This is a genomic window from Kribbella sp. NPDC055110 (assembly GCF_053607525.1).
This window is the reverse complement of the sequence record NZ_JBSGTS010000013.1, coordinates 97,425-112,292: the sequence shown is the minus strand read 5'-3', so window position 1 is coordinate 112,292 and position 14,868 is coordinate 97,425. Positions and strand designations below refer to the sequence as shown.

Here is a 14,868-nt window from a genome sequence, read left to right as displayed (position 1 = left end):
CAGATACGACTAGGTCCAGACGCGGCTCGGGTACGACGCTCGCAGTATTGGCATGACCTCTGTGACGAAGGTCTCAACGGACTCCCGGTTGTCCTCCTCCGGGAGTCCCGCGACCTCCAGCGAGATGCCGGAAAGCTCGTGCCCGAACGCTTCCTGGTACCGGCCGAACTTGTCGATCACCTGTTCCGGCGATCCGACCAGCACCGATCCGCCGTCGAGGAACTCCTCCAGCGTCCGGAACGGCAGCTGGTTGTGCCGGGCGCCCGGTGAGTCCATGAACGCGTCGAAGATCGGCCGGTACCCCTCGACCGCTTCCTGCGACGTTTTCTTCACGTACAACCCGTTGAACCCGGCGCCCACCACAGCAGCCGCCGGGTCCCGTCCGTACGCCTCCCAACGCTCCCGGTAGTGCCGGATCAGCCCGGCGTACTTCTCCAGCGGATGGAACCCGTTCGCGGAGAACAAGGGATCACCCCAGCGCGCCGCCAGCTCGGTGGACTCTGTCGACGACGCCGACCCGTGCCACAGCGGAATGCCGTCCGGTCGGTACGGCCGCGGCTGCGTGGTCGCGTCCGTCAACGCCGGGCGATACCGCCCCGACCAGGAAACTCCGGTTTCCCGCAGCAATCGCCGGAGCAGCTCGTACTTCTCCCGATTCCGGTCCCACTGCCCGTCGAGCTCGTACCCGAACAGCGCGTTCTGTTCCGGGTCGTTTCCCTTCCCGATGATGATGTCGAGCCGTCCACCCGACAGCTGGTCGAGAGTCGCGTAGTCCTCCGCCACCCGCACCGGGTCCAGCAACGACAGCACCGTCACCGTGGTCAGCAGCCGGATCCGCGACGTCACCGCGGCGATGTAGGACAGTACGACCGGCGGCGACGACGAGATGAACCGTTGCGCATGCCGCTCCCCCACGCCGTACGCGTCGAAGCCGAGCTCCTCGGCCCATTGCGCCTGCTGTACGACGCGCCGGAACCGCTCGGACGACGTGAGCTGCACGCCGCTGATCGGGTCCGGCGAGTTGTCGATCAGCGTGTACGTACAGAACTTCACCTAGGAACCTTCTGCTCGCCCGCAGTCACCGGCAGACCGAGGCGGTTTCCGGGCACCGGCGCCGGGCAGGTCCCGTACGCCGTGAACGCGAACGGCAGGTTGATCGTCCGGTTGAAGTCGATCCGCACCGACCCGTCCCGCGCCACCGGCCCGGTCGTCACCGTCCGCCAGGGCGCCGTCTCCTCACCGTTCGTCTTGTCGTGGAACGAGACGTTGAGCCGACCGTCGTTCGCAGCGGTCGCAACCAGCTCGTACGCCGTACCTCCCAGCGCCACATGCACCGTGCCAACCGCGGTGATGTGCTGACGCAGGTCGTCGCGCGCCGTCGACACCTCCACTCGCTGCGCCTTCGGGTACGGGCTGAAATACCCGGTGACCGTCCAAGCGTCGTCGATCGGGTACGTCGGAACGCCCTTGAAGCCCGTCCGCGTCGCGGCGCCCGGGTCCCGTTGCCGGATCGCGTACCTCCCGCCGCGAAGGACGAGTTCCGCGAGCCGGTTTCCGTGCAGCAGCCAGCTGAGTGAGCCGGCTTCCGGAACGCTGGCGGAAACCGTTCCGTGCACTGGTTCTCCGCCGATCGTCAGTTCACCCGAGGCGGTGACGTGTGCCTGCTCGTCCGCCCACCACTTTCCGGCCAGACCGTCGATCGCGGTGGGCGTGGCCTGCAGCCAGTTGAAGGCGACGATGGAGAGCCAGCCGTAGTCGGTGTCCAGGTCGCGTTCCCGCGCCGCGTGCCAGGTCTGCCAGTCCTGCTCCAAGTCGGAAACGACAGTCATGATGCTTTCCTTTGTTCGCGGTGGGCTACCTCGGAGCGGACCAGCGGGATCACGTATCGGCCGAAGTCGATCGCGTCGTCATAGATGTCGTAGCCGCGGGCCGAGAAGATCCGGATCCCGAGGTCGTAGTAGTCGAGCAGCGCCGCGGCTACGGTTTCCGGCGTTCCGACCAGGGCCGTGGAGTTTCCGCCGCCGCCGGTGAGACCGGTCGGTGCGGTCCAGAGCGCGCGATCGTGCCGTTCACCAGCCGCGACCGCCTTCAGCAACCGCTGCGATCCGGCGTTTTCCGGCGTCTTCGACCGCAGCCGGGTGCTTGCCGGAACGCCGCCGGCCTGGACGTCCTTGATCCGGCCGAGAACGTTTTCCGCCTTCTCCCAGGCGAGGTCCTCGGTCGGCGCCAGGATCGGCCGGAACGCGATCTGGATCGTCGGCCGGTCCGTCCGCCCCGCCCGCGCCGCCGCGGCGTCGATGGTCGCGAGCTGTTCCCGGGTCCCGGCCAGCGGCTCGCCCCAGAGCGCGAAGATGTCTGCCTCGGCCGCGCCGACCGCGTACGCCGCCGCCGACGAGCCGCCGAACGAGATCCGCGGCCGCGGCTGCTGGACCGGCTTGATGTCGGCGAGGAACTGCTCGAACCGGTAGTGCTTTCCGTCGAAGTCGAACCGGGTGTCCGAGGTCCACGCCTGCTTGAGGATCTGGATGAACTCGGCCGTCCGCCCGTAGCGGTCGTCCTTCGCCAGGAAGTCGCCCTCGGCCGCCTGGTCCGCGGTCGAGCCGCCGGTGATCACGTGCACCTCGAACCGGCCGCCACTCAGGTGGTCCAGGGTCGCAAACGTTTTCGCGGTCAGCGTCGGGTACGCGACGTTCGGCCGGTGAGCGACCACGAGGTTGATCCGCTCGGTGCGGCCGGCGACGTACGCCGCGACCTGGGCCGGGTCGGGAGAGCCCGAGTGATAGGCGAACAGGATGCGATCCCATCCGTTGTCCTCGTGGGCCCGCGCGAGTTTGCTGGTGTACTCCAGGTCCAGCGGGCCGCCGGTTCGCGGCGTCACCTCGCTGGCCGGGTTGGTTCCGGCGATGCCGAGGAACTCAACTGGCATGGCGTTCTTCCTTCCGTACGGTGGGTGCGAGCAGCTTGAGCAGGTCGCGGGCGACGGCGTCGTTCTGCCGGAAGCCGGGACCGTTGAAATGCGGCCGGGAGAAACCTGACGATCCGGCCGAGCCGGAAACGGACGGCCCGAGCAGAAACAGCGTTTCCTGCGTGGATCCGTCGGCACGGATCGCGCGGCATCGCGAGTCCGCCTTGAGCTGACCGCCGCCGAGACTCGTTCCGTCGGCCGCGAACAGTTCGTCGGCAGCGAGCGCGCCCGAGTCCAGCAGACCGCGCAGCAACGGATCGGCGGCCGCGAGTACGTCGGGACGCGGCAACCGGGCCTCGACGAACGCCCGCGCCCGGATCTCACCCGGCACCGCAGGGCTGGTGGCCACGAACTGATCGTTGTCGATAGCAACCTCAAGGTCCGGTCCGGCGAACCGGACGACGCCGGCCCGGTGCAGCGCGAGCAGTTCCTCCAGCCGCCGCGGAGGCGGTCCGCTCGCCACGAACGAGAAGAACCCGTGCCACTCGCTTTCCACGCGCCGTACCCGGTCCTCGTCCGACAACTGCCCGTCGGTGATCGCCCGCGACAACACGCTGTAGATGCTCAGCAGCGCGTTGAACACCGCCAGATCCGCGGAATACGCCGGATCCGCGCGCCGGAGCAGATCGCTCTCGATCAGCTCGGTGAGCAACCGCTCGAACCCCTCCCGGTCCTCGAAGAACCGCCCGGCCAACGGCCGATCCACCTCGTGCCGCACGAACCGGTCCGCCGGGTCGGGAACAGCGTCAGCAACCACAGCCGCGAACTCCCGATCAGAACGACCGAACGAAGCCCCCGGCCGTGCACTTCCCACAGCCTCCCGCCCCACCCCGGACCGAGCACCTCCCGCAACCTCCCGCCCCACCCCGGACCGACCACCGCCTGCGGCCTCCGGCCCCGCACCTGGTTCGAGCCCGGTCGCGGCGCCGGGCCCCACCTCCGAACCCCAGTCCTGCGCCCCCACGGGCGTCCAGTCGTCCAGGGCATTCGCAAAGCTCTCCCACGACCATCGGACTCGCTCCGGGTGCGCGGTGAACAGTTGTTTGTAGTGGGCGTAGGCCAGCTCTTTCTCGATCAACGGCGCCACGTCGCGATCGAAGTCGAGAGCGCCGTCGCCCAACGCCTCCTTCGTGAGGTAGCGCGTCGGGACCGGCTTCGTTCCCGGCACGGTGTACCCGAGCTTCGCGTGGTACGGGACGCCGCGGCGCGAACCGACGTACAGGATCGGCTCGTCGCCGGAGGGGTGGTAGCTGAGCAGGCCGTCGCACTCGTCGTACCAGCCGCCGCGGCCTTCGGTGAGCAGCACCATCAGGTCGACGAACGCCTGCCCGAATCCGCGGACGATGACCGGCGCCTGTGGCCACAGCCCGTCCAGGTCGACGTCGGCGGTGTACCCCGGCGGTATGTAGGTCAGACCGGCGTCCGCGGCCTGCGCGGCCCACGCCGATTCCGATGCCGTGGGCAACCGATCCAGATAGCCGAGCGCGAGTACCACCGCGTCGGCCGCGATCTCCTGTCCGGACGCGAGGATCACCCGCTGGTCCGCAGTGAGCTCGACGGCTCGCTCCGGGTGGGTGACGACGGTCGCGGGGAGATCGCGGACGACGCGCTCCCACACCCACGCCAGGTACTCCGCCTGCACCAGGCGCGGTGGGAAGTCCATCGGGCCGGGCTGTTCGAGCCCGGCTTTCTCGAGGATCACGGCGCCCTCGCCCGCGACCCAGGTCGCCAGGTCCGGACCCGGCACGATCGGTCCGTCACATTCGACCGACTCGTCGGTGAAGATCGTGATGTCGGACGTCATCGAGTTCATCCACAACAGTCGCGACTGTTCGCGCCGCCAGATCCGCCCGCCGCCGGCCGGAAACGGATCCACCACGTGGATCTCGACCCGCCGGCCACCGAGCAACTCGCCGGCACTGGCCGCGAACCGTTCCAGCAGCCCGGCCGTCCGCGGTCCTCCACCCACGAACACCACCGTCGCCGGCGGTTCCTTCCACGGATGCAGATCGGCCACGGTCATCGGGTCAGCCCTAGGTGGTTCCGCAGCGTTGTGCCGGCGTACTCGGACCGGAAAACGCCGCGTTCGCGGAGCAGTGGCACTACTCGGTCGACGAAGTCGTCGAGGCCGGACGGAGTGAGGTGCGGAACGAGGACGAAACCGTCTGCAGCGTTTTCCTGGACGTGCCGGTTGACCGCCTCCGCCACCGTGGTGGGTGAACCGACGAACGTCTGCCGGTTCTGCTGGTTGATGACCGTCTGCCGCAGCGACCAGCCGTGCGCCTCGGCCTGCGACCGCCACTCGGAAACGATCGGAAACGGATCGTTGTACCCGACTCGGCCCTGCGTCACCGACGAACCGACGACCGGGTCCTCGGCCGGCAGCGGACCGTCCGGGTCGTACGCCGAGAGGTCGCGTCCCCAGAGCAGTTCGGCCAGCACCACCGCGGTCGGACCGGAAACCTGCTGCTCCCGGATGTACGCCGCTTTCTCGATCGCCTCGGCATCCGTGTCCGCGACCACGACCGTCACCGCCGGCATGATCTTCAGCGACTCGTCGGTCCGCCCGTACTTCGCCAGCCGGGCCTTCACGTCCTTGTAGAAGGTCTGCCCACCCTCGAACGTCCCGTGCCGGCTGAAGATCACGTCCGCGCTCGACGCCGCGAACTCGCGCCCCTCGTCGCTGTCGCCGGCCTGGATGATCACCGGCCGGCCCTGCGGCGACGGCGGCAGACCGAACCGCCCGCGGATGGTGAAGTGGGCGCCGTCGTCCGCGAAGGCCCCAGCGCCTTCGCGGGCGAAGGTACCCGCCGCCTGGTCGAGGACGAGTTCGTCACCGTTCCAGGAGTCCCAGAGTTTCCGCACGATCCGGAGCGATTCCTGCGCGCGGACGTACCGGTCGCCCTTGTCGAGGTATCCGCCGCGGCGGAAGTTCTCGCCGGTGAACGCGTCCCAGGACGTCACGACGTTCCAGGCCGCGCGGCCGTCGGAGACGTGGTCGAGGGTGGCGAGTCGTTTCGCCAGTTCGTACGGCTCGTTGAAGGTCGAGTTGACGGTCGCGGCCAGGCCGAGGTGCGTCGTGACCGCGGCCAATGCGCTGAGCACGGTCAGCGACTCGGGCCGGCCGACGACGTCCAGGTCGTGGATCCGCCCCTTCACCTCACGCAGTCGCAGCCCCTCGGCCAGGAAGAAGAAGTCGAAGGTCCCGCGTTCCGCAGTTTCCGCAAGTTGCCGGAACGATCCGAAATCGATCTGCGACCCGGCCGCGGGATCCGACCACACGGTCGTGTTGTTCACGCCCGGAAAATGCGCAGCAAGGTGGATCTGCTTGGTCATCGCACACTCCTCGCGTACCTGTTCACCGGCCGCCGCAACCCGAGCCGCCCGCGCAAACTCCCGCCTCGCTCCCCTACCCCGACCAACCCGCGTTCTCGCAAGACCGGCAGCAGCTGCTCCGCAATCACCGGCACGTCGAGCTCGAGCGAAGCCGGCCGAAGCTGTACGCCGTCAACGCCCGCCGCCGCCCATCCCTCGATCAACGAGGCGAGCCGCTCGACACCGTCGACGTGCGGCTGCACCGCGGCGGACACGAGCACCAGCGGCCCGACCGCCTGATCCGACGTGACGGTCACGCTCCGCCCGGTGTCCCCCGCCCTGCGACGAGCGTTTTCCCGCAGCTCCTGCACCTGATCCGACAGATCACCGGAATCCGGCAGAAACACCAGTTCCGCGTCAATGGCCGCCTCCAGCGCTTCGGGAGTGGTGACCCGGATCCCGGTGATCGGGTGTCCCTGCGGCGGCCGCGGCACGATCGACGGGCCTTTGACGCTGAACGTCGGCGACTCGAAGTCGACGTAGTGCAGTTTCTCCCGGTCGATGAACCGCCCGGTGGCAGCGTCGCGGATGATCGCGTCGTCCTCCCACGAGTCCCACAGGCGACGGCCGGCGTCGACGACGTACCGCGCCTCGCGCCAGGTCTCGGCGGCCGGTGCCGGCTCGCGCCGCCCGATCACCGCGGCCGCTTCGGCCGACGTCGAGACGTCCGCGATCCACCCGGCCCGGCCATCCGAGATGTGGTCGAGCGTCGCCACCGACGCCTGCACGTGGAACGGTTCCGTGTGCGTGACGGTGATCGTCGGCAGCAATCCGATCCGATGCGTCACCGGAGCGACCCGCGCGGCGAGCCCGAGCGCATCCAGCCGGACACTCACCCGATCGGGTACGTCGTCCGGCGCCTCGAGCGCATCCGCGAACGTCACGAGGTCGACTCCCGCCGCCTCCGCCCGCTGGGCCGCGCGGACGGCGAGCTCACCGGTCAGAATCGCCCGCGGATCAACCTCCGGACCACGCCACGCCCCGGGATCCCCACCGGCCCCGTCGATCTCGATCGCCGTGATCAGCCCCTTGCTCATGGACGTCCTCGCTTCGCTCCGGGCGCCCATGAGGCTCGCAGGGCGCTGCGCTTGATGATTCGCTCGCTGCGCTCGCTCATGACGCCACCTTCAGCGCCACCGGGAGGTTCTTGCGGAACGGCAGCGGACCGATCGACTCCGGATCGGCCTCGGTGTCGAACTGCGGCTCGAACCCGGCCGCCAGATACAACCCCGCCGCCTCCGGCTGCCGCGGACCGGTCGTCAGATACAGCCGGCGATACCCGAGATCGAGCGCCGCCGCCTCCAACTCGGCCAGCACGCGACGCCCCAGCCCCTGCCGGCGATGCAGATGCGACGTCCACATCCGCTTCACCTCGGCGGTCTCGTCGTCGTACCGGCGGATCGCGCCGCCGGCAACCGTCTGACCGCCGTACCGCAGCAGCACGAACGCGCCGCCCCGCTCGGCGTGAAAGTCCGACGGCGGTACTTCGGTCAGCTGCGTGTTCTCGTTCGTACGCCCGTACCGCGTGCTGTACTCGACGACCAGATCCGCCAGCAACGGCGCCGCCTCGGGATCCTCCGGACGAGCCCGGACCGCCTCCACGGCAGCGATCTGCACCGGCGCGCTCTCCACCGGCTGACCGCCCTCGACCGTCGCGAGGAACGCCTCGGTCACCTGATACAGCGGGACCGATGCCACCGGATCGAGCAGCAGCCCGCCACCGTCGTACAGCTGGACGTGCGAGGACAGGACGAACCACCCCTGCCCGATCGCGCCCGCGCCGAGGCTGGTGAGCACCGGACGGAGCGCGTAGTCGATCACCAGCACGTGCGCCGGCGTACCACCCGTTGCCAGCGGCAACACCGTCTTGCCCTTCAACGCGTACTGCGGCAGCAGATCCAGGAACACCTTCAGCAAACCGGAGTACGCCGCCTTGTAGACCGGGGTCGTGACCACGACCGCATCCGCGTTCTCGAGCACCGAGGCGGCCGCGGAAATCGCTGGATCTTCGGCCTGACCGCGCAGCAACGGCTCGGCCGGAAGGTCCCGCAACACGATCGGCGTGACGGTGTGGCCGTGGCTGATCAGGCGCTTGGTGACATAGTCCAGAACCGCGTCGGTCCGCGACGGGACCGACGGACTGCTGGAGATCGTTGCAATGGTCGCCATCGAGTTCTCCTATTTCTTCGGCAGACCGGGCGGGTTGATCAAGGACTTCGGGACTGCCTCGCCCTGCAGGCCCCACTTGGCCAGCACCTTCGCGTAGCTGCCGTCGGCGATCGTCGCGTTCAGCGCGTCCGCGAGCGGCTTGACGAGACCGTTGTCCTTCTTGGTCGTGACCCCGACCAGGCCTTGCACGGGATAGCTGGACGAGACGGTGCCGACGATCTCGGTCTTGTCCTGAGAAGTCTGCTGCCGCGTCGCGACGTGGTAGGACGCGGTCGGGTTCGGGCCGAGGTACAGGTCGATCCGGCCGGACTGCAGCGCGAGGTAGGTGTCCGCGGCCTGCTGGTAGTACTTCAGGTTCGCCGGTTTCCGCCCGGCCGCGACGTTCTGCTTGTTCCAGTCGACCAGGATCGCTTCCTGCAGCGTTCCGGAACCGACCGCGACGGTCTTTCCGGAAAGGTCCGCCGGACCGCTGACCTTCAGCCCCGACCCCAGCTTCGCCTCGAACGCGTGCAGCCCGAGCCGGTACGTCGCGAAGTCGTACTTCTCCTTGCGCAGTTCGGAAACTCCGATGTTCGAGATTCCGACCTGGTACTTTCCGGAGTCCAGCCCGAGGAACAGGTTCTCCCAGCTGGTCGTGTCGATCTCGGCCTGCCGCCCGACCACGCTCGCGACCAGGTAAGCGATGTCGATCTCGACGCCGATCGGCGTCTTGTTGTCGTCCGCGGTGAAACCGAGCGGCGGCAGACCGCCACCGGCCGAGCCGTTCCCGACCACCAGCTTCCCGGACTCCCGCACCGAGGCGGGCAACTCGGCCGCGATGCTGTCCACCTTCGCCGAGGTGACGTGCTTCTGGTCGGCCGAGGTGTCGAACGAAACCACCGAGGGGTCACCGCTCTTGGCGGTCTGCGTCTGCGGATCCGCACAAGCGGCCGCGGCCAGCAGAACCACCCCGAGCACTACGCTCCAACGTTTTCTCATCAGTTGTCCTCAGCTCGTCAGGGGAAGGCCGGGCGGGTTGATCTCGGACTTGGCGACCGCCTCGTTCGTCACGTTCCAGCGCTCCAGGACCTTGGCGTAGCTGCCGTCCGCGATCACGCCGTCGATCGCCGCCTGGTAGGCCTTCACCAGGCCGCTGTCCTTCTTGGTGGTGGCCGCGATCAGGCCCTGCAGCGTCGGCCCGGCGCCGGAGAACTTGCCGATCGTCTCGGTCTCGCCGGACGTCTTCACGTGGTACGCGATCGACGGGTTCGGACCGAGGTACCCGTCGATCCGTCCGGAGCTCAGCGCCAGGTACGTGTCGGTGTTCTTCTGGAAGTACTTGATCGTTGCCGCCGGCAACCCGGCCTTGACGTTGGCCTCGTTCCAGTCGACCAGGATCTTCTCCTGGTTCGTCCCCGATCCGACCGCAATCGTTTTCCCTGCGATGTCCTTGGCACCGGCGACCCGCCAGGTGCCGCCCTTCTTCGCCTCGAACGCGATGTCGTCCTTGCGGTACGTCGCGAAGTCGTACTTCTGCTTGCGCTTCTCCGTGACGGTGATGTTCGAGAACCCGACGTCGTACTTGGCCGAGTCGAGGCCGACGAACAGGTTCTCCCAGCTGGTGACCTCGATCTCCGGCTTCAACCCGAGCGCCTGGGCGACCAGGTAGGCGATGTCCACCTCCAGCCCGATCGGCGTCTTGTTGTCGTCGGCGTAGAAGCCGAGCGGCACGCTGCCGCTGCCGAAACCGGCGCCGACGACCAACGTGCCGCGGTCGCGGACCTTGGCGGGCAGCAAGGCGGCCGCGGCGTCGTTGCGGGTGGTGGTGACGCGGTTCTGCTCGGCGGAGGTGTTGACCCCGGTGTCCGAGGAAGCGGTGGCCTGGGCTCCACACCCGGCGAGGGTGAGCAGGGCAAGGGACAGGACCAGAAGCCGTTTCATGAGTCAGAGGACCTTCGAGATAAAGGCGCGAGTGCGCTCGTGGACGGGGTTGTCGAGCACTTCGTGCGGTGGACCGGACTCGACGATCCGGCCGGCGTCGATGAAGACCACCGTGTCGGCGATCTCCCGGGCGAAGCCGATCTCGTGGGTGACGACCACCATCGTGGAGCCGTCGCGGGCGAGTTCCTTGATCACGTCGAGGACCTCGCCGACGAGCTCCGGGTCCAGCGCGCTGGTCGGCTCGTCGAACAGCAGGACCTTCGGTTTCAGTGCCAGCGCGCGAGCGATCGCGACGCGTTGCTGCTGACCGCCGGACAGTTGCCGCGGGTACGCGTCGGCCTTCTCACCGACACCGACCCGCTCCAGCAGTTCCCGCGCGAACGGCTCGACCTCGCTGCGCTTGCGGCGCTGCGCCGACACCGGCGCCTCGACGACGTTCTGCAGCGCGGTGAGATGCCCGAACAGGTTGAAGTTCTGGAACACGAACCCGACCTGCGACCGCTGCCGCAGGATGTCGCGCTCCCGCAGTTCGTGCAGCTTGTCGCCGCGGCGTTTGTATCCGATCAGCTCGCCGTCGATCCGGATCAGCCCGCGATCCACCTTCTCCAGATGGTTGATCGACCGCAGCAGCGTCGACTTCCCCGATCCCGACGGGCCGAGGATCACGGTGACCGCGCCGGCCTGGACCTCGAGGTCGATCCCCTTCAGTACTTCGAGATCGCCGAAGCTCTTGTGCACACCCTTCACGTCGATCATCGCGTCGTACCTCTCGCGAAGCGGCGTTCCACGTAGTACTGCACGATCGACAGCAATGTGGTCAGGACGATGTACCAAACCGTGGCGACCATCAGGAGCGGTACGACGCGGCTGTTCCGGCCGTAGATCACCTGCACCTGGTAGAAGAGCTCCGGGATCGCCATCACCGAGACGATCGAGGTGCCCTTGAACAGGCTGATCACCTCGTTCGCGCCGTTCGGCAGGATCGAGCGCATCGCCTGCGGCAGCACGATCCGGAAGAACTGCCGGCGTTTCGGAATCCCCAGTGCGGCGGCAGCCTCGGTCTGGCCGGCGTCGACGGAAATGATTCCACCACGGATGATTTCCGCGGCGTACGCCGCCTGATGCAGCGCCAGTCCGAGTACGGCGGCGCCGAGCGGACCGAACAGGTTGTTCGTACTGAAGTGCACGAACTCCGGGCCGAACGGGATGCCGAGGCTGAGCTCCTGGTACAGGTACGCGATGTTGAACCAGAACAGCAGCTGCACGATCAACGGGATCGAGCGGAACGCCCAGATGTAGCCCCAGGCAACTACTTGCAGGAACGGGCTGCCGGACAAGCGCATCGACGCGAGGACGGCGCCGAGCACGAACCCGAGCACCGTGCCGTACACGGTCAGCTGCACTGTCACCCAGAGCGCCGAGAAGACGGTCCGGGTGGCGAAGAACTGGAAGAACGTCGGCCAGTCCCAGCCCGGGTTGGTGGCCAGTCCGTGCACGAACATCGCGAGCAGGACGAGTACGACGCCGACGCCGACCCAGCGCCACGGGTGCCGCCGGGCGACGACGGTCAGATCGGCTTCGAGCGGTACAGCGGTTGCCGGCGGCCCGGTCGTACCGGACGCAGACGTGACTGAAGTGGTGGACACGATGACACTCCCTGGCGGTGGGCAGGCTTCGCGGGCCCTGCGACGGCGGAGGGCGGCAGCAGGCGACAAGCGTCCGGAAGCGGACGCCTTGACAGGACGCGAGAAAACTCAGGTCAGCGCAGACAGAGGGCGCTGGAGACCCGGGCGAGATCGATGTGGAGGCGGTAGTACGGCGGCTTGCGTGTCATTCCCGTCCCCTCTCGTCGGTCGTGTCATTTCAGTATGGGACGCGGTTGAAAGATAAGTAAGTCGGTCGACAAAGCTCTCAATATATGGACGCCTTATACCGGCCCTGAGGGGCTGCTCGACGCCAACCGCAGGGTGATCCGCATCACGGCCCCGGCGACTTTCTTGCCCAGCCGGTTCACGCCTGAGCGTGCACCGGACGCCAGTAAGCCCTCACCGAGCGTGTGCGATTTCGTTGAACCTTTCGCAATCCGTGTTTGGGGCGTCCGTGACCTTCTCGTTATGGTCTTGGAGCTGCCGTTCCCCCTCACCGGCAGATCGCCGCCCTCCCCCTCCCCCCTCCCTGGAAGGTCTCTCGTGCCCACTCGCCAAGACGCGCCGCAAGCAGATCGGCAGCCGTCCGGCCGCCCGGCTGCCCCGCGCCGGGTGGCAAAGCACCGCTCCTCCCGTCGCAACGCGACCCGCCGCACCCAGCTGATCGGCCTGACCGCCGCATTGGCAGCCGCAGCCGGGACCACGACCGTCGGACTCAGCTCGTCCGCGACCGGTCCGGCCGCAGCATCCGGAAGCACCGGCCTGAGCCCCTCACAGGCCGACGCTCTGACCGCCGCCCGGATCGATCGGCGCGACCTCGGGTCCCGGGACGCCTCCCGGATCGACATGTCGCTCGGGGCGACCCAGAAGGCAGCGGCCGAGACCGCCGCGAAGCAGCGGGCCGCACGCCTGGCCGCGAACGCGACGCTGACGCAGCGCCGGGCGCTCGCGCTGGCCTCCGCGAAGGCGCTCGCCGCGAAGAAGGCCGAGGCGAACGCCAAGGCCCTCGCCGCCGCCAAGAAGGACGCCCTCGCCAAGGCCGCCGCGATCAAGGCAGCTGCCGCGCCGAAGATCGTGCTGCCGACCACCGGCTACCACCTGACCGCCCGCTTCAACCAGGCCGGCGGCCGCTGGGCGCACAACCACACCGGTCTCGACTTCGCGGCCCCGATGGGTACGCCGGTCCGCTCGGTCATGGCAGGCGAGGTCATCCAGGCCGACTTCGAAGGCGCATACGGCCGCCAGGTGAAGGTGCGGCACGCCGACGGCACGGTCACGTCGTACAGCCACATGTCCGAGTTCGACGTCTCCGTCGGCGACTCGGTCGAGGCCGGCACAATGGTCGGCCGCATCGGCATGACCGGCAACACCACCGGCCCCCACGTCCACTTCGAGGTCCTCCCCGGCGGCGGCTCCCCCATAGACCCCGAGCCCTGGCTCCGCGCCCACGGCCTCAACCCGTAGATCCGCTAGCGTTCCCCCACACACTTCGAAGAGGGGGAACTCTTGAAGCTCTACAAGCCCGCCCTGGCCCTCGCCTTCCTGGCATCCGGCCTGGTCACGACCCAACCCGCCCACGCTGCCCCGCAACAGTCCACCGTGACGTGCTCGCTCTCGGTGCCTTCCCGGATCAGCGTCGGCGCGACCTACAACTACTTCCTCGCAAGGTTCGGTTCCGGCTGCCCGGACACCATTTACACCGCGGTGTGGAAGAGCGCTCCGGCAGCCACCTCGAACCCGCAGGGCAGGCTCGAGTTCACGTCCGGAAATCGCGTAGCGCAGTTCGGGTTCTACGGTGCGTTTCCGCCCATCGGGACCATCACATGGACGCCCGCCGGCGGCGCGACCAACATCAACGGCACGAAGGTCGCCGACCTGGCTTCCGCGACCTCGGTCTCGAGGTGCGCTTCAGCCGTCGCGCTCACCGGAGGCCGCAAGGGCAGCCGTACGGCGCTGCTCACGACGGTCTCGTACTGGCGCCCGAGCAGCGACCGCTATGTCCGCTGGGCCAACAAGCAGGTGCTGATCCAGTACCAGGACATCGGTACGACGACGTGGAAGGGGCTGGCGTACGTCACCACGAACAGCGTGGGACAGGTGACGTACAACTACTACCCGAACAAGGCCCGCAGGTACCGCGTCTACGTCCCGGGTACGAGCAGCATCTGGAACATCTTCTCGCCGGTCATCAGCCGCTAGAGCATCTTCGCCATGTCGAGGGCGGCTATGTAGTTGCCCTCGATGAGGAACTCGTTGGGGTGGGTGCCTTCGAGGACGTAGCCGTGGCGCTCGTAGAGGCGGCGGGCGGCCACGTTGGTGCTGTGGACGTGCAGGCTGATCTTGCGCGCGCCGCGGAGACGACCCTCGGCGGTGGCGGCGTCCATCAGTGCGGACGCGACGCCCAGCCGGCGCGCGTCGTGGGCGACCGCGAGGCCGTTGATCGTCAGTACGCCGGAGCCCTCGGGGAACGGGTACTTGTCCTGCAGGCGCAAGTACCCGACCACGACGCCCTCGTGCTCCGCCACCAGATGCGCCTCCGGCCCACTCCGGCTGAAGAACGTGTCCTGCAGGGTGTCCTGGTACGACGGGAACCCCGACGACGCGTCCCACGCGCTCCGCTCGATCGCGAGCAGCGCTGCGTCGTCCTCCTCGACGGCCCGTCGTACCGTCACCTGCTGGTCGCCTGATCGGCGCTCGTCACTCACCGCACCATCCTCACCCGCCGGACGGGCCAACTGCCTGCCTGGTCAGGTTCCGGGTCCGATATCGACAACGTATCGGAAATTCCAGACA

The 14,868-nt window shown here is 68.2% G+C and carries 15 protein-coding genes; 2 read left to right on the top strand and 13 right to left on the bottom strand.

The window, feature by feature from the left end:
- Positions 1 to 9 precede the first annotated feature (9 nt).
- From ACWF0M_RS21610 to ACWF0M_RS21555, 12 genes are all read right to left on the bottom strand, one after another.
- Positions 10 to 1,053, bottom strand: coding sequence for an LLM class flavin-dependent oxidoreductase (locus ACWF0M_RS21610; protein ID WP_452237486.1), 1,044 nt, complete (start codon positions 1,051 to 1,053; stop codon positions 10 to 12).
- On the bottom strand, positions 1,050 to 1,829 hold the full coding sequence (locus ACWF0M_RS21605) for a DUF1684 domain-containing protein (RefSeq protein WP_452237485.1): 780 nt from the start codon (positions 1,827 to 1,829) through the stop codon (positions 1,050 to 1,052). Before ACWF0M_RS21605 ends, ACWF0M_RS21610 begins: the two co-directional genes overlap by 4 nt.
- The gene (locus ACWF0M_RS21600) at positions 1,826 to 2,926 is read right to left on the bottom strand and encodes an LLM class flavin-dependent oxidoreductase (protein ID WP_452237484.1); all 1,101 of its coding nucleotides are present in this window, start codon (positions 2,924 to 2,926) and stop codon (positions 1,826 to 1,828) included. Before ACWF0M_RS21600 ends, ACWF0M_RS21605 begins: the two co-directional genes overlap by 4 nt.
- On the bottom strand, positions 2,916 to 4,988 hold the full coding sequence (locus ACWF0M_RS21595; RefSeq protein WP_452237483.1) for an FAD/NAD(P)-binding protein: 2,073 nt from the start codon (positions 4,986 to 4,988) through the stop codon (positions 2,916 to 2,918). The genes ACWF0M_RS21600 and ACWF0M_RS21595 overlap by 11 nt, the downstream gene beginning before the upstream one ends.
- The gene (locus ACWF0M_RS21590; protein ID WP_452237482.1) at positions 4,985 to 6,301 is read right to left on the bottom strand and encodes an NtaA/DmoA family FMN-dependent monooxygenase; all 1,317 of its coding nucleotides are present in this window, start codon (positions 6,299 to 6,301) and stop codon (positions 4,985 to 4,987) included. The genes ACWF0M_RS21595 and ACWF0M_RS21590 overlap by 4 nt, the downstream gene beginning before the upstream one ends.
- The gene (locus ACWF0M_RS21585) at positions 6,298 to 7,377 is read right to left on the bottom strand and encodes an LLM class flavin-dependent oxidoreductase (protein ID WP_452237481.1); all 1,080 of its coding nucleotides are present in this window, start codon (positions 7,375 to 7,377) and stop codon (positions 6,298 to 6,300) included. Before ACWF0M_RS21585 ends, ACWF0M_RS21590 begins: the two co-directional genes overlap by 4 nt.
- Before the next feature lie 76 nt (positions 7,378 to 7,453).
- A complete protein-coding gene (gene ssuE / locus ACWF0M_RS21580; RefSeq protein WP_452237480.1) occupies positions 7,454 to 8,509 on the bottom strand; it encodes an NADPH-dependent FMN reductase in 1,056 nt (351 codons plus the stop codon).
- Positions 8,510 to 8,518: 9 nt separating this feature from the next.
- Positions 8,519 to 9,487, bottom strand: a complete 969-nt coding sequence (locus tag ACWF0M_RS21575; RefSeq protein WP_452237479.1) for an ABC transporter substrate-binding protein — start codon at positions 9,485 to 9,487, stop codon at positions 8,519 to 8,521.
- Positions 9,488 to 9,496: 9 nt separating this feature from the next.
- Positions 9,497 to 10,429, bottom strand: coding sequence for an ABC transporter substrate-binding protein (locus ACWF0M_RS21570; protein ID WP_452237478.1), 933 nt, complete (start codon positions 10,427 to 10,429; stop codon positions 9,497 to 9,499).
- 3 nt (positions 10,430 to 10,432) lie between these two features.
- On the bottom strand, positions 10,433 to 11,185 hold the full coding sequence (locus ACWF0M_RS21565; protein ID WP_452237477.1) for an amino acid ABC transporter ATP-binding protein: 753 nt from the start codon (positions 11,183 to 11,185) through the stop codon (positions 10,433 to 10,435).
- Positions 11,182 to 12,075: an amino acid ABC transporter permease gene (locus ACWF0M_RS21560; RefSeq protein ID WP_131335244.1), complete on the bottom strand. Its 894-nt coding sequence runs from the start codon at positions 12,073 to 12,075 to the stop codon at positions 11,182 to 11,184. The genes ACWF0M_RS21565 and ACWF0M_RS21560 overlap by 4 nt, the downstream gene beginning before the upstream one ends.
- Positions 12,076 to 12,188: 113 nt before the next feature.
- Positions 12,189 to 12,263, bottom strand: coding sequence for a putative leader peptide (locus tag ACWF0M_RS21555; RefSeq protein ID WP_452237567.1), 75 nt, complete (start codon positions 12,261 to 12,263; stop codon positions 12,189 to 12,191).
- A 355-nt stretch (positions 12,264 to 12,618) separates the two neighbouring features.
- On the opposite strand from ACWF0M_RS21555, the gene ACWF0M_RS21550 reads away from it, so the two are divergent.
- Together ACWF0M_RS21550 and ACWF0M_RS21545 are read left to right on the top strand one after the other, a co-directional pair.
- Positions 12,619 to 13,539 carry a M23 family metallopeptidase gene (locus ACWF0M_RS21550; protein WP_452237476.1) on the top strand — a complete coding sequence of 307 codons (921 nt, stop codon included), beginning with the start codon at positions 12,619 to 12,621 and terminating at the stop codon, positions 13,537 to 13,539.
- Positions 13,540 to 13,581: 42 nt separating this feature from the next.
- A complete protein-coding gene (locus ACWF0M_RS21545) occupies positions 13,582 to 14,274 on the top strand; it encodes a hypothetical protein (RefSeq protein ID WP_452237475.1) in 693 nt (230 codons plus the stop codon).
- Here ACWF0M_RS21545 and ACWF0M_RS21540 read toward each other — a convergent pair.
- Positions 14,271 to 14,780 carry an N-acetyltransferase family protein gene (locus ACWF0M_RS21540; protein ID WP_452237474.1) on the bottom strand — a complete coding sequence of 170 codons (510 nt, stop codon included), beginning with the start codon at positions 14,778 to 14,780 and terminating at the stop codon, positions 14,271 to 14,273. The two genes, ACWF0M_RS21545 and ACWF0M_RS21540, sit on opposite strands and share 4 nt — an antisense overlap.
- Positions 14,781 to 14,868 lie beyond the last annotated feature (88 nt).